Genomic DNA, 21923 nt, shown 5'->3' on the forward strand with positions numbered 1-21923 from the left:
TGCGCTCACCGCGGCGAGGGGAGGGCCGTCGTGCGCAGGACGTCGGTGACCACGTCGGACCCGTCCCGGCCGGCGAGCAGAGCGTCCGCGGTCAGCAGCAGGCGGTGGGAGACGACGGGGACCGCGAGGGCCTGGACGTCGTCGGGCAGGACGTGGTCACGCCCTTCGAGCGCAGCCCGGGAGCGGGCCGCCCGCAGCAGGTGCAGGGCGGCGCGGGGCGAGGCACCCAGACGCAGGTCCGGGTGCACCCGCGTGCGCCGCACCAGGTCCACGACGTACTGCTTGAGCGCCTCGGCGGCGTGCACGCTGCGGACGGCCCGGGCGAGGAGCCGGACCTCGGCGACGTCCACGACGGGGCTCACGGCGTCCAGCGGGGCCGCTCCGCCGTGCTCGTTGAGCATGGTCAGTTCCGCGTCGGCCGAGGGGTAGCCCATCGAGATCCGGGCCATGAACCGGTCGCGCTGCGCCTCGGGCAGCGGGTAGGTGCCGTCCATCTCCACCGGGTTCTGGGTGGCGAAGACGATGAAGGGCCGGTCCAGCTTCCAGGTGGTGCCGTCCACGGTCACCTGGCCCTCCTCCATGCACTCCAGCAACGCCGACTGGGTCTTGGGCGAGGCGCGGTTGATCTCGTCGCCGATGACGACGTTGGCGAACACCGCGCCCGGGCGGAACTCGAAGGCAGCGCGCTCCTGGTTCCAGATGCTCGACCCGGTGACGTCGCTGGGAAGCAGGTCGGGGGTGAACTGGATGCGGCGGACCGTGCCGTCCACGGCCCGGGCGAGGGTCTTGGCGAGCATCGTCTTGCCGACCCCGGGCACGTCCTCGACGAGCAGGTGCCCCTCGGCGAACAGGACGGTCAGCGCGAGGCGGACCGTCTCGTCCTTGCCCTGGATGACCCGGTCCACGGTCGTCGCCAGCGCGTCGGCGGTGCCGCGCAGGCGTTCCAGGGCCGCGGGGAGCTCTCGGGGGTCGAGGGCGAGGGGCTCGCCGGAGTGGCTGCCCGGGAGTGCGCTCGTCGTGGTCACGTGGCCTCGTCTCGTCGATGGGCGTCCGCGGGTACGAACGTCCTAAGCCGCCGAAGGGTGCCCGAACCCCTCAGGTCCGAGCACCCCAGCACGCGACGGCTCCACTCTGCCCCACGACACAGGCGCTCCGCCCGTTCACTCCCACACCCGTTCCCCCCACCTCCCTCCACCCCGCCACCCCCCGCTCCTCCACACCGCTCCACGACCCGCGCGGACCGCTCCCCGAAGGGCTTCCGGACGGCCTGGCGGGCCGTGCGCGCAGCGTGGCGAGCCCACGGCCCTCCACCGGCCCTCCCCGGCGCTCCCCGCCTCTGACCTGCATCGACGATGCGATCGGACCGTCACTCCGGGTCGATGCACGTTGACCGTGGAGGAAAGTGGAGTACGGTGGAGGAGTCCGGTCCGCCAGGACCGGACGACGACCCGTCCGGGTGGGGGTGCGCGGTGTTCCTCGGAACCCACACACCGCGTCTGGACGACAAGGGTCGACTGATCCTCCCGGCTCGTTTTCGGGACCAGTTGCTCGACGGGCTGGTCATCACCAGGGGGCAGGAACGCTGCCTCTACATCTTCCCCATGCAGGAGTTCCAGCAGATGCACGAGGAGATGCGGCAGGCGCCGCTCACCAACAAGGAGGCGCGCGACTACCAGCGCGTCTTCCTGTCGGGTGCCTCGAGCGAGCTGCCGGACAAGCAGGGGAGGGTCACGGTCCCGCCGCTGCTGCGCACCTACGCCGGACTCGAACGCGACGTCGCCGTCATCGGTGCCGGCGCCCGCGTCGAGCTCTGGGACCTGCCGACCTGGGAGACCTACCTCGACGAGGTGGAACCCGCCTTCGCGGGCCAGCGCGAGGAGGTCCTCCCGGGGATCCTGTGATCCCCGACCTCCGGATCGAGGTCGAGACACCGACCGTCGGCCGCGGCCTCCAGCCGCTCTGTCCCGCCGGTCCTGACGCCACTTCCCCGGCGCCAGGGCCGTCGGAGCACGAGCGGATGGGGACCGCGGCCTACGGCCGCCGCTCCGCAGGGGCAGCAGGAAGCAGTGGCACGCAGGAACCCGGGGGGTGACGACGATGGACGAGGACGACCCGCGGGGCGACGCGCAGGGCAGGGCGGACGACGCCGCCCGTCGTCACGCCTCCGTGATGCTCGAGCGCTGCACGCAGGTGCTGTCCCCGGCCCTGGGCCACCCCGGTGCGGTGAGCGTCGACGTCACCCTCGGCATGGGCGGGCACGCCCACGAACTCCTGCGCCGCCACCCGGACCTCCGCCTCGTCGGGATGGACCGTGACCCGCAGGCCCTGGAACTCGCCGCCGCCCGCCTGCACGAGTTCGTCGACCGGGTCACCCTGGTGCACAGCGTCTCCGACGGTCTCGACGACGCGCTGGACGACCTGGGGATCGAAACCGTCGACGCGGTGTTCTTCGACCTCGGTGTCTCCTCGCTGCAGCTCGACGAGGTCGAACGGGGTTTCTCCTACTCCCGGGACGCGGCTCTGGACATGCGCATGGACCGCGGCTCGCCCACCACGGCGGCCGACGCCCTGAACTCCTACTCGCACAGCCAGTTGACGCGGATCCTCCGGATCTACGGCGAGGAGCGCTTCGCCCCGCGCATCGCCTCGGCGATCGTCCGCGAACGTGAGCTGGAACCCTTCACCACTTCTGCGCGACTGGTGGACCTGGTGCGCGCCAACGTTCCTGCCGCCACCCGGCGCACCGGCGGCAACCCGGCCAAACGCACTTTCCAGGCGTTGCGCATCGAGGTCAACGACGAACTCGGCGTCGTGGAGCGGTCGCTGCCGGCGGCGTTCGAACGGCTCGCGCCGAACGGTCGGCTCGCGGTGCTGACGTTCCACTCCCTCGAGGACCGCATCGCCAAGAACGTGCTGCGGGAACTCTCGACGAGTTCCGCCCCGCCCGACCTGCCTTTCGTGCCAGCGGGTTCCGGGCCGCGAGCGGAACTCCTGACCCGCGGGGGAGAAACCGCCGACGAGCAGGAACTCGCGGAGAATCCGCGCGCCGCGTCGGCGCGCCTCCGTGCCGTGCGTCGCCTGCCCCGCGAAGATCGTGATGGTTCAACCGGAACGGACCCGGCGTCGAGGCGCCGGAAACGTACCGGTGGCCGAACCCCCGGGAACTCCGGTTCCCCACGCGAAGACCAGCAGTTCGAGACCGCAGACCACCTCGAGCCGGACGAGCCCGGCACGACCGACGGAAGGACGCCGTGATGAGCCAGCCCCTGATCGCGGCCCGGAACGCTCCGGTCCGCCAGCTCAAGGCGCGTCAGGACGCGGCTGCCGCCCGTCCCGAACTGCAGGTCATCACCCCGCCCGCCATCCGTCGGCTGCGCATCCCGCTCCCCGTCGCGTGCGTGCTCATGCTGACGCTCGGCCTGTTCGGGCTGCTCATGACGAACATCGCCATCGCCGGTGACGCCTACCAGATCACCGACCTGCAGGTCACGTCCCAGCGTCTCGCCGACCAGCAGCAGGCGGCCGCGGAGTCGCTGGCCGCCGCGTCCTCTCCCGGTCAGCTCGCGGCGAAGGCGCAGACGCTCGGCATGGTCCCGGCGCCCGACGCGGTGCACCTCACCGGGAGTTCCGCCGTCGGCGACCCGACACCGGCGCCGAAGGCGTCGAACCCTCCGGCCCAGGGTGAGACCCCGAGCAACTGACGGTCGACCCACCCGACACGTCACAAGCCCGCCCCGAAGTCCCGAGAGGTCACCGCGTGTCCCGACTCCGTCGCAACCGCTCCCACGGCTCCGGCGACGGCGCGCCACGTCCCGACATGCGGATGCGCGTCTACAGCGTCGGCGTCCTGTTCGGGCTGACGGTCCTCGGTGGTCGCCTCGTCCAGCTGCAGGGGGCCGACGCGTCGTCCCTGGCCGAGGACGCCCTCAAGCAGCGGACGTCGAAGACGAAGCTCTACGCCAAGCGCGGGGACATCCTCGACGACAAGGGCGTGGTCCTCGCGACCTCGGTCGAACGGCGGGACGTGATCGCCGACCCGTCGACGATCGAGACGTTCAACACCAACCAGACCGACGGGTCGAAGTACAAGGAGTCCCTCGGCCAGGGACCCTCCGGCGCGGCCGCGCTGCTGGCGCCGATCCTGGGGATCGACGAGCAGACCCTCACCACGAAGCTCACCAAGAAGCGGCCCAAGGACCAGTACGCCGTCGTCGCCGTCGGCATCACGCCAGAGTTGTGGCAGCAGGTCGCGGACGCGGGGGTCAGCGGCATCACCTCCAAGCGTCAGACCCAGCGGATCTACCCGACGGGATCGGCCTCCTCCACGCTGGTCGGGGTGCTCGGCACGCCCGTCACGGACGAGGAGACGGGGGTCGTCAGCGACTACCCCCTCGGCGGTCTCGAGCTGGCGAAGAACACCCTGCTCACCGGCACGGACGGCTCGATGAAGTACGAGCGCAGCCTCGGCGGTCAGGAGATCCCGTTGGGGGACAGGGAGACCGTCGAACCCGTCGACGGCACCTCGCTGCACCTGACCATCGACTCCGACCTGCAGTGGAAGGCGCAGTCGGCGATCGTGGCCAAGGTCGCGGAGACCGGTGCGATCTCCGGAACCGTCGTCATCATGGACAAGCAGCAGCGGCTGCTCGCCCTGGCCAGCGCCCCGAGCATCGACCCCACCAACATGACCCGCTTCACCAACGACCAGCTGCTGAACACGGCGCTGACCGAGGCGTTCGAACCGGGCTCGACGGCGAAGGTCGTCACCCTGGCCGCGGTCCTGGAGGAGAGGGTGTTCTCCGAGGACAGCCCCTTCACCGTCCCCGGCGAGCTGAAGCGCTCGGACAAGGTGTTCCACGACTCCCACCCCCACGGGGACGAGAAGCTCACCCTCGCCGGGATCCTCGCCCAGTCCAGCAACATCGGCACGATCATGGCCGGCGAGAAGATGAAGGCCGAGAAGATCTACGAGTACCAGCGGGCCTTCGGCTTCGGCAGCAAGACCACGTTGAACTTCCCCGGGGAGACCGCCGGCATCGTGGCCAAACCCGAGGACTACTCGGGGACCCAGCGCTTCACCGTCATGTTCGGCCAGGGGATGTCTGTCAACGCGGTCCAGGCGGCCTCGGTGTTCGCGACCATCGCCAACGACGGGGTCCGCATCGAACCGACGCTGATCGCCGGGACGTCGGACCCGAACGGGAACTACGTGGCTGGAGCGGCCGGCGATTCCTCCGAGGTGGTGAGCCCCGCGACGGCGAAGACGTTGCGAGACATGATGCAAGCCGTGGTCAGCGAGGAGGGGACCGCCGCCGCCGCGGCGATCCCGGGTTACCTCGTCGCGGGCAAGACCGGTACCGCCTCGCGCTACGACCAGGACCTCGGCCGCTACTCCGGCTACACCGCGTCGTTCATCGGACTGGCCCCGGCCGACGACCCGGAACTGGTCGTCGCGGTGATCCTGCAGGACCCCAAGACGAACTACTACGGTGGTTCGGCCGCTGGCCCCGTGTTCAAGGACGTCATGTCCTACGCCCTGTTGCAGCGCGGGGTGACGCCTTCCGCGGAACCCGCCGCGGACCTCCCGCTGACCTGGGGCGGTGACCAGGGCGCCGAGGCCGAGATCAGTCAGGGTGCCGTCGCGGACAGCACGGGGGCGCAGTGAACCGCCGACCGGAACGCACCGGGAACGGGACACGCAGGCCGAGCGGTACGGGCGCCCCCACGAGGACGGGTAGCCTCCCACCGTGCCGTTGAACGACGGCCCGGACGCCCTCGGCGCCCGCGGCCCGCTGAACCTCTCGGACGTCGCGCAGGTCCTCGGTACCTCGCTCGTCGGCGGTCGCACGACCCCTCCCGGACCCCCGGTGACCGGGGTGACCCTCGACTCCCGTCGGGTCGGCGCGGGTGACCTCTACGCGGCCTTGCCCGGCGCCAACGTCCACGGTGCCGCCTTCGCCGCGCAGGCCGCCGCCGCGGGGGCCGTCGCCGCCCTCACCGATCCCGACGGGGCCGGTCTCGTCACCACCGCCGGTCTGCCGGTCCTCGTCGTGGACGAGCCCCGCGCGGTCCTCGGTGACCTCGCGGCCCGCATCTTCGGCCGCCCCGGCGACCGCCTGCGCACCGTCGGCGTCACCGGCACGAACGGCAAGACCACCACCGCCTACCTGGTCGAGTCGCTGCTGCGCTCGGTGGGCTGGACCACGGGCCTGCTGGGGACGGTGGAGACCCGCATCGCCGGTGAACGCGTCGAGAGCGTGCGCACCACCCCCGAGGCGCCGGACCTGCACGCGCTGCTCGCCCGGATGGTCGCGGCGGGGGTGCAGGGCTGCGCGCTGGAGGTCTCCAGCCACGCCCTGGCCCAGCACCGCGTCGACGGACTCGTCGTGGACGTCGCGCTGTTCACCAACCTGTCCCAGGACCACCTGGACTTCCACGGGTCGATGGCCGACTACTTCGCCGCCAAGGCCCTGCTCTTCACCCCCGCCCACGCCCGGACCGGGGTCGTCTGGGTCGACGCCGCGGACGAGGACCGGTGGGGTCTGCAGCTGGCCGCACGCGCGAGCGTCCCCGTCACGACGGTCGGGACGGCCGGGACCGACTGGCTGGTCTCCCGGGTCGACGTCGGCCGGGCCTCCAGCTCGTTCCGACTCAGCCGGGGCGACGTCGTCCTGGACCTGGTCTGCCCGCTGCCGGGGGACTTCAACGTCGCGAACGCGGCCCTGGCCGTCGTGGCCGCGCTGCAGCTCGGGCTGGCCCCCGCCGAGGTCGTGGCGGGGCTGGCCGCGGCGGACGGCGTCCCCGGTCGGATGCAGCCCGTCCCGGCCGACGAGGACGCCCCGCTCGTCGTCGTCGACTACGCCCACACCCCCGACGCGCTCGAGCGGGTGCTCCGGGCGTTGCGGGAGATCACCCCGGGCCGCCTCGTCGCCGTCTTCGGTGCCGGCGGGGACCGCGACCGCGGCAAGCGGCCGTTGATGGGGGCCGCCGTCGCCGCCCTCGCCGACGTCGCCGTGGTCACCGACGACAACCCCCGCTCCGAGGACGCCGCGGCGATCCGCGCCGCCGTGCTCGCCGGGGCGGGTTCCGGGCCCGCCGAGGTCGTCGAGGTCGCCGACCGCGCCGACGCCATCGCGGCCGCCCTCGAGCGCTGCACCGGACCGGGGGACACCGTGCTGCTCGCGGGCAAGGGCCACGAGACGGGTCAGGAGAGCGCGGGAGGCGTGACGCCCTTCGACGACCGGGCGGTCGCCGGGGCGGCGTTGCAGCAGTGGCGGCGGAGCAGGTCCGCGGCCCTACCAGGGGGTGTGTCGTGATCGCGCTGACCGCGGCGGAGGTGGCGGAACTCACCGGAGGCCGCCTCCTCGCCGGCACCGGGTCCACCGAGGTGACCGGACCGGTCGTCATCGACTCCCGGGCCGCCGTCCCCGGGTCCCTGTTCGTCGCGCTGCCCGGGGAGCGGGTCGACGGTCACGACTTCGCCGCCGCGGCCGTGGCCGCCGGGGCGGGCGTGGTGCTGGGCGAACGCGCGGTCGACCTCGACCCGGCCGCCGCACTGGTCGTCGTCGACGACGCGGTCGCGGCGCTGGGGAGGCTCGCCCGGGGCGTGCTCGACCGGCTGCGCGCCAGACCACCACACGCCGGAGTGACCGGCCCCCTCGTCGTCGGCGTCACCGGCAGCCAGGGCAAGACCACGACCAAGGACCTGCTCGCGCACGTCCTCGCGCCCGGCGGTCCCGTCGTGGCCCCCGTCGGCAGCTTCAACAACGAGATCGGTGCGCCCCTGACCGTGCTCCGCGCCGACGAGGCGACGGCGTCGCTGGTGGTGGAGATGGGCGCCCGCGGCATCGGTCACATCGCCACCCTCTGCGCCATCGCCCCGCCCGACGTCGGCGTCGAACTGGTCGTCGGGTCCGCGCACGCGGGGGAGTTCGGCTCCCTCGAGGCGACGGCGCTGGCCAAGGGCGAACTCGTCGAGGCGCTGACCGCCGACGATCTCGCGGTGCTGAACGCCGACGACGACCGCGTCGCCGCGATGGCGTCGCGGACCCGGGCCCGCGTCCTCACCTTCGGTCGCAGCCCGGGCGCCGACGTCCGCGCGGTGGACGTCGAGCTCGACGACCGAGCACGGGCGCGGTTCACCCTGCAGCACGCCGGCGCCGATGCCCCCGTCACGCTGCGGTTGCACGGCGAGCACCAGGTCACCAACGCCCTGGCCGCGGCGGCCGTGGCCCTCGGGACGGGCCGGGCCCTGACCGAGGTGGCGGCCTCGCTGTCCACCGCGGAGGACCTCAGCCCGGGCCGCATGCAGGTCGTCGAACGGGCCGACGGGGTCACCGTCGTCCACGACGCCTACAACGCCAACCCCGACTCGGTGCGGGCCGCGCTGAAGGCGCTGGTCGGCATGGCCACGACCCCCTCGGGAACGCGGCGCACCTGGGCCGTCCTGGGCGAGATGCTCGAACTCGGCCCGGCCTCGCGCGACGAGCACGACGTGATCGGGCGCCTCGTCGTCCGCCTCGACGTCGACCAGCTGCTGGTCGTGGGGGCCGGTGCCCGCCCGATCTACACGGGAGCCGTCATGGAGGGTTCCTGGGGGGAGGAGGCGGCGTTCGCCACCGACGTCGACGACGCGCTGGAGTTCCTGCGGCCACGGCTGCGTCCCGGCGACGTCGTCCTCGTGAAGTCCTCGAACGGAGCCGGCCTCGCCCGGCTCGCGACCACCCTCATCAGCACCCCCACCAGCACTACGGACAGCACGCAAGCTACGGAGGCGTCGAACTCGTGAGGACCGTCCTCATCGCGGGAGCGTTCTCGCTCGTCGTCTCCCTCTTCGGGACGCCGCTCTACATCCGCTGGCTCGTCAAGCGCGGCTACGGACAGTTCGTCCGTGACGACGGCCCGACGAGTCACCACACCAAACGCGGTACCCCCACCATGGGCGGTGCCGTCATCATCCTGGCCGCGCTGCTGGCCTACGGGGCGGCGCACCTGTTCACGGGGTGGACCCCGACGGCGTCGGGGTTGCTCGTCCTCCTGCTCATGACCGGGCTGGGGATCGTCGGTTTCCTCGACGACTTCCTCAAGATCTCCAAGCAGCGCAGCCTCGGGCTGACGGCCCGGGCGAAGCTCGCCGGCCAGGGGATCGTCGGGATCGTCTTCGCCGTCCTGGCCCTGCAGTTCCCGGCGGCCTCGCGCGGCGGCGCCACCCCGGCGTCGACGCACATCTCGATCCTGCGCGACACCTCCCTGGACCTCGCCGTGTTCGGGGCCGTCGGCGGGACGATCCTCTTCGTCCTCTGGGCGCTGGTCATCACCTCGGCGGTGAGCAACGGCGTGAACCTCACCGACGGTCTCGACGGCCTCGCGACCGGGGCGACGACGATGGTGCTCGCCGCCTACGTCCTCATCTGCACCTTCCAGTCCAACCAGAGCTGCTACACGCTGCGCGAGGTCGAGGCCCGCTGCTACGAGGTGCGCGACCCGCGCGACCTCGCCGTCGTCGCGGCCGCGGTGATGGGTGCCTGCTTCGGGTTCCTGTGGTGGAACGCCAGCCCCGCGAAGATCTTCATGGGCGACACCGGGTCCCTGGCCCTCGGCGGTGCCCTGGCCGGGCTGGCGATCCTGTCCCGCACCCAGATCCTGCTGGTCCTGCTGGGCGGGTTGTTCGTCATCATCACGCTGTCGGTGATCCTGCAGGTCGGGGGGTTCAAGCTGACCAGGAAACGCATCTTCCGGATGGCCCCGTTGCAGCACCACTTCGAGTTGGCGGGCTGGGGTGAGGTCACCATCGTCATCCGGTTCTGGATCATCGCCGGGTTGTTCGTCTCCCTCGGCCTCGGGGTCTTCTACGCGCAGTGGGTGACGGGCGGATGACCGTGTTCGAGAGCTGGCTGGGCAACCCCAACCCGCGCGCCGACGACACCGACCGCGTGCGCGAACTGCGCCACCTGACCTCCCGCTGGTCCGGCCTGCGCACCCTGGTCACCGGCATCGGGATCTCCGGTTTCGCCGCGGCCGACGCGCTCCTCGAGGTGGGGGCCGAGGTCGCCGTGGTGGACTCCGCGACCGGGGAGACCCAGCAGGAGAAGGCCCGCCTGCTCGAGGTCCTCGGCGCGACCGTGCTGCTGGGACCCGAGCACGTCGTCACCCCGCCGCAGCCGTGGGACGCCTACGACCTCGTCGTGACCTCGCCCGGCTGGCACCCCGACGCCGAACTCCTCGTGGGCGCCGCCCGGGCCGGGGTCCCCGTCTGGGGCGACGTCGAACTCGCCTGGCGGATGCGTCCCGAGACGGGCGCCGCGCCGTGGCTGACGCTGACGGGCACGAACGGCAAGACGACCGTGGTCGAGATGGCCGCGGAGATGCTCCGCGCCGCCGGCCTGCGGGCCACCAGCGCGGGCAACGTCGGGACCCCGCTGGTCGAGGCCCTGCGCCACCCGCACGGTTTCGAGTTCCTCGCCGTGGAGCTCTCCAGCTACCAGCTGCACTGGCTGTCCACCGACGTGGAGAACTCCGTCCGCCCGCTGGCGGCCGCCGTCCTCAACGTCGCCCCGGACCACCTCGACTGGCACGGGTCGATGGGGGCCTACACGCTCGCCAAGGGCCGGATCTACCAGAATACCGAGGTGGCCTGCGTCTACAACGTCGCCGACCCGGTGACCGAGGACCTCGTCCGCGAGGCCGACGTCGTCGAGGGCGCCCGGGCCATCGGTTTCACCCGCGCGGTCCCGGGACTGTCGATGCTCGGGCTGGTCGAAGACGTCCTCTGCGACCGCGCGTTCGTCGAGCAGCGCCGGGACAACGCCGCGGAACTCTGCTCCCTCGCCGACCTGCGGCCGGAGGGCTCGAGCGAACCCGTCCCCCCGCACACGGTCGAGAACGTCCTCGCCGCCGCTGCGCTGGTCCGGGCGGCGGGCGTCCCGCAGATCGCCGTGCGCGACGGTGTCCGGGCGTTCCGCCCTGCGCCGCACCGGGTCGCGACCGTCGCGGCGCCGAACGCCGCGACGGGTGAGGTCCGCTGGGTCGACGATTCCAAGGCCACCAACCCCCACGCCGCGAACGCCTCGCTGGGGACGTTCGAGAGCGTCGTCTGGATCGCCGGCGGGGACGCCAAGGGCGGGTCCTTCGACGACCTGGTGACCACCCACGGGTCCCGGATGCGGGGCGCGGTCCTGCTGGGAGCGGACCGTGCGCTGATGGCCGACGCGCTGCGACGACACGCGCCCGAGGTCCCGGTGGTCGAGGTGGACCTCCCGCAGACTGGCGAGGTGAGCGACCTGATGGATGCCGTGGTGGCCCGCGCCGCCGAACTCGCGCAGCCCGGCGACACCGTGCTGCTCGCCCCGGCCTGCGCCTCCTGGGACCAGTTCCGCTCCTACGGCCACCGCGGCGACGAGTTCGCCGCCGCCGTGACCCGACGGTTCCCCCAGGGTTCCTGACGTGGCGGTCACGGGACAGGAACGCACCCGCCCGAAACCGCCGTCGGCCGGGAAGCGCGCGCCGAACTGGCGTCGTCCCGTCTGGCTGGACGCGACGGGGGAGTGGGTCCGGGACCGGGTCCGGTTGCTGGAGTCGCCGTTGGCGACCCACCACGTGCTGCTCGGGACCACGGCGATGCTCGTCGTCATCGGACTCGTCATGGTGCTCTCGAGTTCCAGCGTCGAGTCGCTGACCGAGAAGGGCACCCCCTACTACTACTTCCGCAACCAGGCGACGTTCGCCGTCCTCGGGGCCGTGGTCCTGATGATCGCGAGCCGGGTCCCGGCCCGGCTCTGGCAGCGGCTCGCGCTGCCCGCCCTGTTCGCGTCCGCGTTCCTCCAGCTGCTGGTCTTCGTCCCCGGTCTGGGCAAGTCCGTGGGCGGCAACCGGAACTGGATCCACGTCGGGTCCTTCACCGCCCAGCCCTCGGAGGCCGCCAAGGTCGCGCTGGTGCTCGCCCTCGCCCTCGCCCTCTCCCGACGGCGGGAACAGCTGGGTGAGCCGGGGAAGCTGGTTGGCGCCATGCTGCTCCCCGTCGGGCTCACGGTCGGGATCGTGCTGCTCACCAAGGACCTCGGGACCGCGCTGATCATGATGGTCATCGTGGCCGTCATGCTCTGGGTGGCCGGCGTCCCGGCGAAGTGGTTCGCCCTCGCCGGTGCGGGTGGGGCCCTGCTGGCGACGTTGCTGGTCGTGACCAGCGAGAACCGGGTCGGTCGCGTCAAGGACTGGCTCGTCGGCACGGCCGACACCCAGGGACTGTCCTGGCAGCCCGTGCAGGGCAAGTACGCCCTCGCCTCCGGCGGGTGGTGGGGTCTCGGTCTGGGGGCCAGCCGCGAGAAGTGGTCCTGGCTGCCCGAGGCCCACAACGACTTCATCTTCGCGATCATCGGTGAGGAACTCGGCCTGCCCGGGACGCTCACGATCCTCGCGCTCTTCGGGGTGCTCGCCCTGGTCACCCTCCGCCTGGTCCGACGTTCGGGGAACTTCTACGCCAAGCTCGCCGTCGCCGGTTTCGCCGCCTGGATCCTGGGCCAGGCGACGTTGAACGTGGCCGTGGTGCTCAGCCTGCTGCCGGTCATCGGCGTTCCGCTGCCCTTCATCTCGGCGGGTGGTTCGGCCCTGGTGCTGACGCTCCTCGGGATGGGCATCCTGCTCTCCTTCGCGCGGGCCGAACCCGGTGCGCCCGAAGCCATCCGGACCCGGGAGTCGGTGGTCGCCCGTTCGCTGGCCGTGCTGCCGCGCCGGACCCCGACCCAGCGCACGCGCACGACGAAGGGTTCCTGAGTGAACGTCCTGCTCGCCGGCGGGGGCACGACGGGCCACGTGGCCCCGTTGCTCGCCACCGCCGACCGCCTGCGCGCCCGGGACGCGTCCTCGCGTCTGCTGGTGCTCGGCACCGCCGAGGGGATCGAGGCCCGCCTCGTCCCGCAACGCGGGTACGCGCTCGCCGTCGTCCCCCGGGTGCCGTTGCCCCGCAAGCCCTCCGCCGACCTGCTGCGGTTGCCCGGCAGGTTGCGCGCCGCCGTCGCCGCGGCGCGGACGGCCCTCGAGGACGTCGAGGCCGACGTCGTCGTGGGGTTCGGCGGCTACGTCGCGACGCCGGCCTACCTCGCGGCCCGCCGGGCGGGGATCCCCGTCGTGGTCCACGAGCAGAACGCGTTGCCGGGCATCGCGAACCGCCTCGGCGCCCGCTGGGCGAAGAGCGTGGCCGTGACGTTCCCCGGCACGCCGTTGCCGCACGCCGTGCACACCGGGATGCCGCTGCGTTCGGAGATCACCGCCCTGGCCCGGTCGAGCGACCGGTCGGCGCTGAAGCGGGCGGCCCGCGTCGAGCTCGGCCTCGACCCCGACGCGCCGACGTTGCTGGTCACGGGCGGTTCGCTGGGCGCGCAGCGGCTCAACGAGGTCTTCGGGGCCTGCGCCGCGGAGCTCACCGCGGCCGGCGTCCAGGTGCTGCACGCCTCCGGGCGGGGCAAGCAGGTCCCGCTGGCCGTCGGCGCCGACGAGGACCGCTACGTCGTCCGCGACTACCTCGACGGCATGGACACGGCCTACGCGGCGGCGGACCTCGTCGCCTGCCGCAGCGGCGCCGGCACCGTCAGCGAGCTCACCGCGGTCGGGTTGCCGGGTGTGTACGTCCCCCTGCCCATCGGCAACGGCGAACAGCGCCGCAACGCCGAGTCCGTCGTCGCGGCCGGCGGCGGCGTCCTCGTGGCCGACGCCGACCTCGACGCGACGTTCGTGCGCGAGCGCGTCCTCCCGCTGGTCACCGACCCGCAGGCGCTGGCCGCGGCGGCCGCGGCGGCGGCGGGGTTCGGGATCCACGACGGTGACGAGAAGCTCGCCGACCTCATCGAGGCGGTGGCCCGGTGAGCGGGCTCGAGGACCTGGGCCGGGTGCACCTGCTGGGGATCGGCGGGGTCGGCATGTCCGGGATCGCCCGGTTGCTGCGCGGTCGCGGGGTCGAGGTCTCCGGGACCGACTCGGCCGCCTCGGAGACGCTGGAGCGGTTGCGGGAGCTGGGGATCGCGACCTTCGTCGGGCACGACCCGGCGAACCTGGGCGACCTCGGCACCGGGGACACCCTCGTGGTCAGCTCCGCGGTCCGGACGGGCAACCCCGAACTCGTGGCGGCCCGGGAACGGGGTCTGCGGGTGCTGCACCGCTCCGAGGCGCTGGCGGCCCTGATGGTCGGCCGCGCCGGGGTCGCCGTCGCGGGGACCCACGGCAAGACGACGACCTCCTCGATGCTCGGTGTCGCCCTCTCCGCCGCCGGGTTGGACCCGTCCTACGCCATCGGGGGCGAACTCACCGGGGGCAGCGACGGCGGCGCCCGGGACGGTTCGGGTCCCTTCGTCGCCGAGGCCGACGAGTCCGACGGGTCGTTCCGCGCCTACGCCCCCGTCGTCGACGTCGTGACGAACGTCGAACCCGACCACCTGGACCACTACGGCACCGCCGAGGCCTACGCCACGGCCTTCGAGGAGTTCGTGGCCCGGCTGCTGCCCGGTGGCCTGCTCGTCGCCTGCGCCGACGACGCCGGGTCCGCCGCGCTCGTCGAGCACGCGCGGGCCCGGGGGGTCCGGGTCCGGACCTACGGGACGGCCGGCACCGCCGACGTGCGGCTCGAGGACGTCCGCCCGGGGGTCGCGCCCTCGGCGGTCCTGCTCGACGGGGCCGAGCGGCGCGAGCTGCGCCTCGTCGTGCCCGGCCACCACAACCTGCTCAACGCGACCGCCGCCTACTGCGCCGCGCTCGAGCTCGGCGCCGACCCGGTGCCCGTCCTCGAGGGGCTGGCCCGCTTCGGCGGGGCCCGGCGCCGCTTCGAGCTCAAGGGCGAGGCCGCGGGCGTGCGCGTGGTCGACGACTACTCCCACCACCCCACCGAGGTCGAGGCGCTGCTGCGCGCCGCGCGCCCGGTGGCCGGGGACGGCCGGGTCGTCGTGGTCTTCCAGCCGCACCTGGTGAGCCGCACGCGCACCTTCGCGACGGAGTTCGGCCGCGCCCTCGGCCTGGCCGACGAGGTCGTCGTCCTCGACGTCTACGTCGCGCGGGAGGACCCCGATCCCGACGTCACGGGAGCGTCGGTGGCCGACGCCGTCCCGCTGCCGCCCGGGCACGTGCGGTTCCTGCCGGACCGCTCCGCCGCGGCCGAGGTCCTGGCCGGCACCGTCCGCGCCGGCGACCTGCTCCTGACCGTCGGCGCCGGCGACGTCACCACGCTCGGACCCGAGGTCCTCGCCCTGCTGGCGGCCCGCTGATGCCCGCGCGTCCGACCCGTCCCCGCCGGCCCCCGTCGTCCCCGCCCGCCCCGGCACCGCGCGACGTCGAGGCGCCCCGGACGAGCGGCGCCCCGCAGCGACGTCGCGCGGTGCGTGCGGCCGCCCAGGCCCCGGCGCACGCCCCGCGGAAGCCCGCGGTGGCCCGTCCGCGTCCGGTGGAGGGGGCCGCTGCGGCCCCCGGACGCCCGGCCGGTCAGCAACGACCACGGGTGGCCGACCTCGCGGGAGCCCGTCGCGCCCGCCGCCGCCGTCCCGGTCGACGCGCGATCGGTGTCCTGGTCGGTCTCGTGGTGGTCCTCGTCGCCGGTCTGTGGGCGGTCTTCGGGTCTCCGTGGTTGCGCGTCGACCAGGTCCGGATCACCGGGACCGAGCGGACCGACCTGGCCGCGGTGCAGGCCGTCGTGGACGGCCAGCAGGGGCGGGCCCTGGCCCGGGTGAACACCCGGGCGCTCGCGTCCGACGTGTCCTCGCTGCCGCTGGTGGAGAGCACCGACGTGACCCGTTCGTGGCCCTCCACGCTGCTCGTCACGGTGCACGAGCGGCAGGCCGTCGCGGCCGTCCCCTCGACCGGTGGGGGAGTCGACCTCGTCGACGGTGGGGGCACCGTCCTCGTCCACGAGGACGCGGCACCGACCGGTGTCCCGACGGTGGACGTCGACGTGGCGAGCGCCGGCAACGACTCCCTCCAGGCTGCCATCGCGGTGAACTCGACGTTGTCCACCGCGGTCCGTTCCAAGGTGGCGTCGATCTCGGCGACGACGCCGGACGCGGTCCGGTTCCGGCTGATCGACGGCCCGGAGGTCGTCTGGGGTGACGACAGCCGGCCCGAGCGCAAGGCCGAGGTCCTGCTCCGGCTGCTGCAGGACCCGACGGCGGCGGGGGCGAAGGTCCTCGACGTCTCGGCGCCCGACGCGCCGGCCGTCACCCCCTGATGCGGGCTCCGCCACCCCTCCACCAGGTGTAGTTCGCTGATCACACTGAGTCATATGTGCCCCTGATCCCAGATCCGTCCAGGGTGTTGTCGCGACACGCCGTGCCAGCTGTTGCAGTTCACCCGCTTCGCTCCCTACGGTCACCACCCAGCAGAAGTGACATAACGTTGACCCTCTACTTGAGGGTCAGGGTTGGCACCACAGCCCCGAGAAGCAAGAACCCAGGCGAAAGAGGCGAGAGGCACTCACCGTGGCAGCTCCGCAGAACTACCTAGCGGTCATCAAGGTCGTCGGCGTCGGCGGCGGCGGTGTGAACGCGGTCAACCGGATGATCGAGGTCGGCCTCAAGGGCGTCGAGTTCATCGCCGTCAACACCGATGCGCAGGCGCTCCTCATGTCCGACGCCGACGTCAAGCTCGACGTCGGCCGTGAACTCACGCGCGGGCTCGGCGCCGGTGCCGACCCCGAGGTCGGCCGCAAGGCCGCCGAGGACCACGCGGAGGAGATCGAAGAGGTGCTCAAGGGCGCCGACATGGTCTTCGTCACCGCGGGCGAGGGCGGTGGCACCGGTACCGGTGGCGCGCCCGTCGTGGCCCGCATCGCGCGCTCGCTCGGCGCCCTGACCATCGGTGTCGTCACCCGCCCGTTCACGTTCGAGGGTCGCCGCCGCGCGAACTCGGCCGAGAGCGGCATCGCGGAACTCCGCGACGAGGTCGACACCCTGATCGTCATCCCGAACGACCGGCTGCTGTCGATCTCCGACAAGCAGGTCAGCATCCTCGACGCCTTCCGCTCGGCCGACCAGGTGCTGCTCTCCGGTGTCCAGGGCATCACCGACCTCATCACCACGCCGGGTCTCATCAACCTCGACTTCGCCGACGTGAAGTCGGTCATGCAGGGGGCTGGTTCGGCCCTCATGGGGATCGGTTCGGCCCGGGGCGACGACCGCGCCATCCAGGCGGCGGAGTCGGCGATCTCCTCCCCGCTGCTCGAGGCGAGCATCGACGGCGCGCACGGCGTGCTGCTGTCCATCCAGGGTGGTTCCGACCTCGGTCTCTACGAGATCAACGAGGCCGCCCGCCTCGTCCAGGAGGCCGCGCACCCCGAGGCCAACATCATCTTCGGTGCGGTCATCGACGACGCCCTCGGTGACGAGGTGCGCGTCACGGTCATCGCCGCGGGCTTCGACTCCGGCACCCCCGTCCGTCGCCGCGACGAGCGTGCGCTCGGCCAGGTCTCGGGTCGTCCGCAGCAGGGCAGCGCCGTCCCGCCGCGCACCACGCGTCCGGACACCTGGGGTGCACCGGTGGCCCCTGCCCAGCCGCAGTACTCCGAGCAGCAGCCCCCGGCGCAGCAGCCCGTCCAGCAGCAGCCAGCCCAGCAGCCGCCCGCCCAGCAGCCGCAGGCCCCGGCGCAGCCCGCCTACGCGCAGGCTCCGTCGCGTCCCTACGGCCAGCAGGAGTACGCACCCTCGCAGTACTCCCAGCCGCAGTACGCCCCCTCGCAGTACGGCCAGCAGCCGGCGCAGCACGCGCCCCAGCAGCAGCCCGCGGCCCAGCAGGCGCCGCAGGTCGTGCCCGGCGAGGACCCGGTCCAGGTCCCGCGGATCATCGAACTGCCGCAGGACACCGCGTCCGTGCGTCGTCCGGGACGTCCGCGTCCCGAGGAGGACGACCTGGACGTGCCCGACTTCCTCAAGTGAGGTCCGGGCGTCCCCGTGGTTGAACAGCACGTCCCCCTCGTGGACGCCGGCCTCCCGGTCGGCGTCCACGGTGGGTTCACCACCCGTGCGGGCGGCTCCGGCCGTGCGCCCTACGACGGTCTGAACCTCGGGGACCACGTCGGTGACGATCCCGACGTGGTCGCCGCGCACCGGGACGCGGTGCGCCGCGTCGTGGGCGCCACCCGTCTCGTCGTGGGTGAGCAGGTCCACGGGGCCGACGTCGTCGAGGTGACGAGCGCCCCGGCGACGGGGACCCCCCGTGCCGACGCCCTCGTGACCTCCGTCCGCGGTCTCGCCCTGACCGTCGTCGTCGCCGACTGCGTCCCCGTCCTGCTGGCCGACCCCGCGGCGGGACTCGTGGGCGTCGCGCACGCCGGCCGCCCGGGCCTGCTCGCCGGGGTCGTCCCCGCCGTCGTCGCCGCTCTGCGCGCACGCGGAGCCACCGCCATCACCGCGGTCCTCGGCCCCTCCATCTGCGGCGGCTGCTACGAGGTCCCGCAGCAGATGGCCGACGACGTCGCGGAGCGGGTCCCGGCCGCCCGCGCGCGCACCCGGTGGGGGACCCCCGCCGTCGACGTGGCCGCCGGCGTGCTCGCGCAACTGCACGACCTCGGGGTCGTGGCGACGTCGGTCGGGCGCTGCACCTACGAGCACGACGACCTGTTCTCCTACCGGCGCGACGGCCGGACCGGCCGCAGCGGGGGCGTCGTGGTGCTCCGGTGAACCGCGACCAGGAACTCTCCTCGAACCTCGATGCGGTTCGGGACCGGATCGCGGCCGCGGCGCGCGCCGCCGGACGCGGTCCCGCCGGACTCACCCTCGTCGTCATCACGAAGTTCTTCCCGGCCGCCGACGTCCGCGCGCTGGCCCACCTCGGGGTGCGCGACGTGGGGGAGAACCGCGACCAGGAGGCGTCGGCGAAGGCCGCTGAACTGGCGCCGGAGTTCCCCGACCTGCACTGGCACTTCGTCGGCCAGCTGCAGAGCAACAAGGCGCGTTCGGTCGCCCGCTACGTCGACTCCGTCCACTCGGTGGACCGGACCAAGCTCGCTGACGCGCTCGGACACGCTGCGGCGCAGGAGGACCGTGAGCTCGGTTGCTTCGTGCAGGTGGACCTCGCCACCGCTCTCGGGCTCACCGGGGACACCGGTCGCGGGGGCGCCGCGGGTGAGGACGTGTTCCGCGTCGCCGACGCGGTGGCCGGGCACGACGCCCTGCGCCTGCGCGGGTTGATGGCCGTGGCGCCGCTGGGGGTGGACCCGGGTGCCGCCTTCGAGGTGCTGGCCCGGACCGCGCAGCGCCTGCGCGGGCACCACCCCGGGGCGGTCGAGCTCTCGGCGGGGATGAGCGGTGACCTCGAGCAGGCCGTGGCCGCCGGCGCGACACACCTGCGTGTCGGCAGTGCCATCCTGGGATCGCGCCCTCCTGGGCGGTAGCGTCCCTCGTGTCCGGTCCCTTGGCCGGACGCACGACACAGGACGAGATCGAGCACATCCCGAGGAGCCTGCGATGGCCGGCGCGCTGCGCAATGCGATGGTCTACCTCGGCCTCGCGGAGGACGACCGCTACGCCGAGGACGGCGAGGTGGAACAGTCACGTCCCCGGACCGAGCCCGCCCGTGAGGTGCGCACCGAGTCCCGGCACGAGTCGCGGCAGGAAGCCCGACCCGAGGTCCGGCACGAGCCGCGACCGGACCTGTCCGTCGAACGTCGGCCCAGCCCTTCGACGACCACGGCCCAGGTGACCCCGATCAGGAAGCAGGTGGCCCACGTGGTTCCCCAGACGTCGTCCTCGTCCGTCGCCGAGCTGCACCGGATCACCACGATCCACCCGCGGACCTACAACGAGGCCAAGACCATCGGCGAGTCGTTCCGCGAGGGCGTCCCCGTGATCATGAACCTCACCGACATGGACGACTCCGACGCCAAGCGGCTGGTCGACTTCTCGGCCGGTCTGGTCTTCGGCCTCCACGGCGCGATAGAGCGTGTGACCAACAAGGTCTTCCTGCTCTCGCCGGCCAACGTCGAGGTCGCCTCCCAGGAGGAGGAACGCCCGACCGAGCGAACCTTCTTCAACCAGTCCTGAACTGGTCGTGACCACACAGCGCCATCAGGCAGGATGAATCCGTGGCCGTGGTCTTCAAGCTCGCCGAGTTCATCGTCCTGATCTTCTTCATCTGCCTCATCGGCAGGTTGGTCCTCGACTGGGTCCAGGCGCTCTCGCGGGAGTGGCGTCCGCGGGGGCCGGTGCTGGTGGGGGCGGAGGCCGTGTACACGGTGACCGACCCGCCGCTGAAGCTGCTGCGGCGGATCCTGCCGCCGCTGCGTCTCGGCGCCGTGCAGCTGGACCTGGCCTTCCTGGTGCTGGCCATCCTGTGCTCGATCCTGATGCCCACCTTCGAGGGCCTGGCGAGGACCGCCGCGTTGTCCTGACCTCCCGCGCGGGTGACCGGCGGGGCCGCACGTGGGCCCGGCCGCACCACCGGCGGGGTCCCGACGATCACGTGGGCTACCGTTGACCGAGGTCAGCCGTCCGTCCGGGGCGGTCCATCAGCAGAGGTGTGGAGATGCCGCTCACTCCCGAAGAAGTCGTCGAGAAGCGTTTCAACCCCACGCGGGTACGCGAGGGCTACGCCCAGGACGAGGTCGACGACTTCCTCGACGAGGTCGTCGCCGAGCTGCGCCGGCTCAACGGCGAGAACGCCGAGCTGCGCGGTCAGCTCAACCAGTGCCAGGCCCGGGTCTCCGAGCTGACGCGGGCGGGTGCCCAGGCCGCGGAGGTCCCCGCGCCGGCGTCCGAGGTCGTGTTCGAGAAGGAGCCGGAGCCCGTCGCGGCCCCGGAGCCGGAACCGCTCCCGGAGCCCGAGCCCGTCCAGGCCGTCCAGGAGACCGCTGCGGCCACCGTCCAGCCTGGTGCCCCGGGTGAGGACGCCACTGCGCGTGCCGCCGGGGTCATCGCCCTCGCGCAGCGTCTGCACGACGAGTACGTCCGTGAGGGCGAGTCGCAGCGCGACGCGCTCGTCGCCTCCGCCCAGGAGCAGGCCCAGCAGGTCGTGTCCGAGGCGGAAGCCCGCCGCGACCGCACGCTGGGTGAGCTCGAGGGCCGCAAGCACGCCCTCGAAGGCGTCATCCACGAGCTGCACGGCCGGGAGACGACCTACCGCGAGCAGCTCGAGCAGTTCATCGCGACCCAGCTCGAGGACCTGCGTCGTGTCGCGCGCGTCGTTCCCGACGACGCGGTCATCCGCTGACCCAGTCGCACCGGCCCGACAGCCGCCGCTCCCCGTGACCCGGGGGTCGGCGGCTGTCGTCGTTCCCGCGTCGTTCCGATGTCGTGACACTCCGTGATCACCGTCCGGACCGGCCGAACAGTCGAATTTCGGCGACTTTCCGTTTCCGGTTGCTTACGGAGGGTGATAGTCCCTAGTGTCTCCCGCACGCGGCAACGGCCGCCGCGCTCGACGAGGGGGGACCACCATGCACGGGGTGTCTGCAGGAACCGCGACCGCGGGAGCGTCCACGGGGATCACCGGACGGGCCGTCCGCGCCGCTGCGGTGCGTGAGTTGCCGGTCAAGGACTCCGAGGAGGCCTGGACCCCGGCCGAGCTCGACGAGGTCCGCGCGGAACTCCAGAGCGAGATCGACCGCCTCACCCACCAGCTCGACGACGCCAACTCGTCCTTCTCCGCGCTGGTCCGTTCCGGCGGCGAGGGGGCCGGCGACGACCAGGTCGACCACGGTGCCACCACGGCCGGTCGCGAGCACGAGATGACGATCGCCAACAACGCCCGTGACCTGCTCGAGCAGACCCAGCGCGCACTGGTCCGCATGGGTTCGGGGGTCTTCGGCGTGTGCGAGTCCTGCAGCGGCCCCGTGGGCAAGGCGCGCCTGCAGGCCTTCCCGCGCGTCACCCAGTGCATGACCTGCAAGTCCCGCGCCGAACGCCGCTGAGCCTCCCCGGTCCGTGAGCCGGCCGGGCGACCGGCGGGATCGCGGACCGGGA

Annotated in this window: 20 protein-coding genes; 19 read left to right on the forward strand and 1 reads right to left on the reverse strand. The window is 72.9% G+C overall.

Going from position 1 to position 21923, the window contains the following annotated elements; all coding sequences use genetic code 11:
• Positions 1-5 precede the first annotated feature (5 nt).
• Positions 6-1025 carry an AAA family ATPase gene (locus tag OG218_RS23745; protein ID WP_328295685.1) on the reverse strand — a complete coding sequence of 340 codons (1020 nt, stop codon included), beginning with the start codon at positions 1023-1025 and terminating at the stop codon, positions 6-8.
• A 444-nt stretch (positions 1026-1469) separates the two neighbouring features.
• Between OG218_RS23745 and mraZ the strand changes: the two genes are divergently transcribed.
• The 19 genes from mraZ to OG218_RS23840 all read left to right on the forward strand — a co-directional run bounded on the left by mraZ (position 1470) and on the right by OG218_RS23840 (position 21871).
• Positions 1470-1901: a division/cell wall cluster transcriptional repressor MraZ gene (gene mraZ, locus OG218_RS23750; protein WP_328295686.1), complete on the forward strand. Its 432-nt coding sequence runs from the start codon at positions 1470-1472 to the stop codon at positions 1899-1901.
• 196 nt (positions 1902-2097) lie between these two features.
• Positions 2098-3255, forward strand: a complete 1158-nt coding sequence (rsmH, locus tag OG218_RS23755; protein ID WP_328296288.1) for a 16S rRNA (cytosine(1402)-N(4))-methyltransferase RsmH — start codon at positions 2098-2100, stop codon at positions 3253-3255.
• Positions 3255-3701 carry a hypothetical protein gene (locus OG218_RS23760; protein ID WP_328295687.1) on the forward strand — a complete coding sequence of 149 codons (447 nt, stop codon included), beginning with the start codon at positions 3255-3257 and terminating at the stop codon, positions 3699-3701. The genes rsmH and OG218_RS23760 overlap by 1 nt, the downstream gene beginning before the upstream one ends.
• A 56-nt stretch (positions 3702-3757) precedes the next feature.
• A complete protein-coding gene (locus OG218_RS23765) occupies positions 3758-5665 on the forward strand; it encodes a peptidoglycan D,D-transpeptidase FtsI family protein (protein WP_328295688.1) in 1908 nt (635 codons plus the stop codon).
• Between the two features lie 82 nt (positions 5666-5747).
• On the forward strand, positions 5748-7316 hold the full coding sequence (locus OG218_RS23770; protein ID WP_328295689.1) for a UDP-N-acetylmuramoyl-L-alanyl-D-glutamate--2,6-diaminopimelate ligase: 1569 nt from the start codon (positions 5748-5750) through the stop codon (positions 7314-7316).
• Positions 7313-8788, forward strand: coding sequence for a UDP-N-acetylmuramoyl-tripeptide--D-alanyl-D-alanine ligase (locus tag OG218_RS23775; RefSeq protein ID WP_328295690.1), 1476 nt, complete (start codon positions 7313-7315; stop codon positions 8786-8788). The genes OG218_RS23770 and OG218_RS23775 overlap by 4 nt, the downstream gene beginning before the upstream one ends.
• Complete coding sequence (mraY, locus tag OG218_RS23780) at positions 8785-9876, forward strand: phospho-N-acetylmuramoyl-pentapeptide-transferase (RefSeq protein WP_328295691.1); 1092 nt, start codon at positions 8785-8787, stop codon at positions 9874-9876. The genes OG218_RS23775 and mraY overlap by 4 nt, the downstream gene beginning before the upstream one ends.
• Positions 9873-11441: a UDP-N-acetylmuramoyl-L-alanine--D-glutamate ligase gene (murD, locus tag OG218_RS23785; protein WP_328295692.1), complete on the forward strand. Its 1569-nt coding sequence runs from the start codon at positions 9873-9875 to the stop codon at positions 11439-11441. The genes mraY and murD overlap by 4 nt, the downstream gene beginning before the upstream one ends.
• A 1-nt stretch (position 11442) precedes the next feature.
• A complete protein-coding gene (ftsW, locus tag OG218_RS23790) occupies positions 11443-12768 on the forward strand; it encodes a putative lipid II flippase FtsW (RefSeq protein WP_328295693.1) in 1326 nt (441 codons plus the stop codon).
• Positions 12769-13857, forward strand: a complete 1089-nt coding sequence (murG, locus tag OG218_RS23795; protein WP_328295694.1) for an undecaprenyldiphospho-muramoylpentapeptide beta-N-acetylglucosaminyltransferase — start codon at positions 12769-12771, stop codon at positions 13855-13857. It abuts the gene before it with no gap.
• A complete protein-coding gene (murC, locus tag OG218_RS23800; RefSeq protein WP_328295695.1) occupies positions 13854-15245 on the forward strand; it encodes a UDP-N-acetylmuramate--L-alanine ligase in 1392 nt (463 codons plus the stop codon). The genes murG and murC overlap by 4 nt, the downstream gene beginning before the upstream one ends.
• Positions 15245-16198, forward strand: coding sequence for a cell division protein FtsQ/DivIB (locus tag OG218_RS23805; RefSeq protein WP_328295696.1), 954 nt, complete (start codon positions 15245-15247; stop codon positions 16196-16198). The genes murC and OG218_RS23805 overlap by 1 nt, the downstream gene beginning before the upstream one ends.
• A gap of 250 nt (positions 16199-16448) precedes the next feature.
• A complete protein-coding gene (ftsZ, locus tag OG218_RS23810) occupies positions 16449-17900 on the forward strand; it encodes a cell division protein FtsZ (protein ID WP_328295697.1) in 1452 nt (483 codons plus the stop codon).
• Positions 17901-17915: 15 nt separating this feature from the next.
• Positions 17916-18644 carry a peptidoglycan editing factor PgeF gene (gene pgeF, locus OG218_RS23815; RefSeq protein ID WP_328295698.1) on the forward strand — a complete coding sequence of 243 codons (729 nt, stop codon included), beginning with the start codon at positions 17916-17918 and terminating at the stop codon, positions 18642-18644.
• Positions 18641-19357: a YggS family pyridoxal phosphate-dependent enzyme gene (locus OG218_RS23820; RefSeq protein WP_328295699.1), complete on the forward strand. Its 717-nt coding sequence runs from the start codon at positions 18641-18643 to the stop codon at positions 19355-19357. The genes pgeF and OG218_RS23820 overlap by 4 nt, the downstream gene beginning before the upstream one ends.
• 73 nt (positions 19358-19430) lie before the next feature.
• Entirely contained in the window at positions 19431-20006 is a 576-nt protein-coding gene (locus tag OG218_RS23825) for a cell division protein SepF (protein ID WP_328295700.1), read from the forward strand.
• Between the two features lie 41 nt (positions 20007-20047).
• On the forward strand, positions 20048-20353 hold the full coding sequence (locus tag OG218_RS23830) for a YggT family protein (protein WP_328295701.1): 306 nt from the start codon (positions 20048-20050) through the stop codon (positions 20351-20353).
• Positions 20354-20487: 134 nt separating this feature from the next.
• Positions 20488-21171: a DivIVA domain-containing protein gene (locus OG218_RS23835; protein ID WP_328295702.1), complete on the forward strand. Its 684-nt coding sequence runs from the start codon at positions 20488-20490 to the stop codon at positions 21169-21171.
• A 226-nt stretch (positions 21172-21397) separates the two neighbouring features.
• Positions 21398-21871, forward strand: a complete 474-nt coding sequence (locus OG218_RS23840; protein ID WP_328295703.1) for a TraR/DksA family transcriptional regulator — start codon at positions 21398-21400, stop codon at positions 21869-21871.
• The last annotated feature ends 52 nt before the right edge of the window (positions 21872-21923 follow it).

The organism is Kineococcus sp. NBC_00420 (assembly GCF_036021035.1).
Classification (GTDB): Bacteria; Actinomycetota; Actinomycetes; order Actinomycetales; family Kineococcaceae; genus Kineococcus.

What these genes read in the sequence shown, in the direction of transcription:
- OG218_RS23825 (WP_328295700.1), top strand. Translation starts at nt 19,431, where the DNA reads ATGGCCGGCGCGCTGCGCAATGCGATGGTCTACCTCGGCCTCGCGGAG.
- murD (WP_328295692.1), top strand. Translation starts at nt 9,873, where the DNA reads ATGACCGTGTTCGAGAGCTGGCTGGGCAACCCCAACCCGCGCGCCGAC.
- OG218_RS23840 (WP_328295703.1), top strand. Translation starts at nt 21,398, where the DNA reads ATGCACGGGGTGTCTGCAGGAACCGCGACCGCGGGAGCGTCCACGGGG.
- OG218_RS23805 (WP_328295696.1), top strand. Translation starts at nt 15,245, where the DNA reads ATGCCCGCGCGTCCGACCCGTCCCCGCCGGCCCCCGTCGTCCCCGCCC.
- OG218_RS23835 (WP_328295702.1), top strand. Translation starts at nt 20,488, where the DNA reads ATGCCGCTCACTCCCGAAGAAGTCGTCGAGAAGCGTTTCAACCCCACG.
- OG218_RS23760 (WP_328295687.1), top strand. Translation starts at nt 3,255, where the DNA reads ATGAGCCAGCCCCTGATCGCGGCCCGGAACGCTCCGGTCCGCCAGCTC.
- rsmH (WP_328296288.1), top strand. Translation starts at nt 2,098, where the DNA reads ATGGACGAGGACGACCCGCGGGGCGACGCGCAGGGCAGGGCGGACGAC.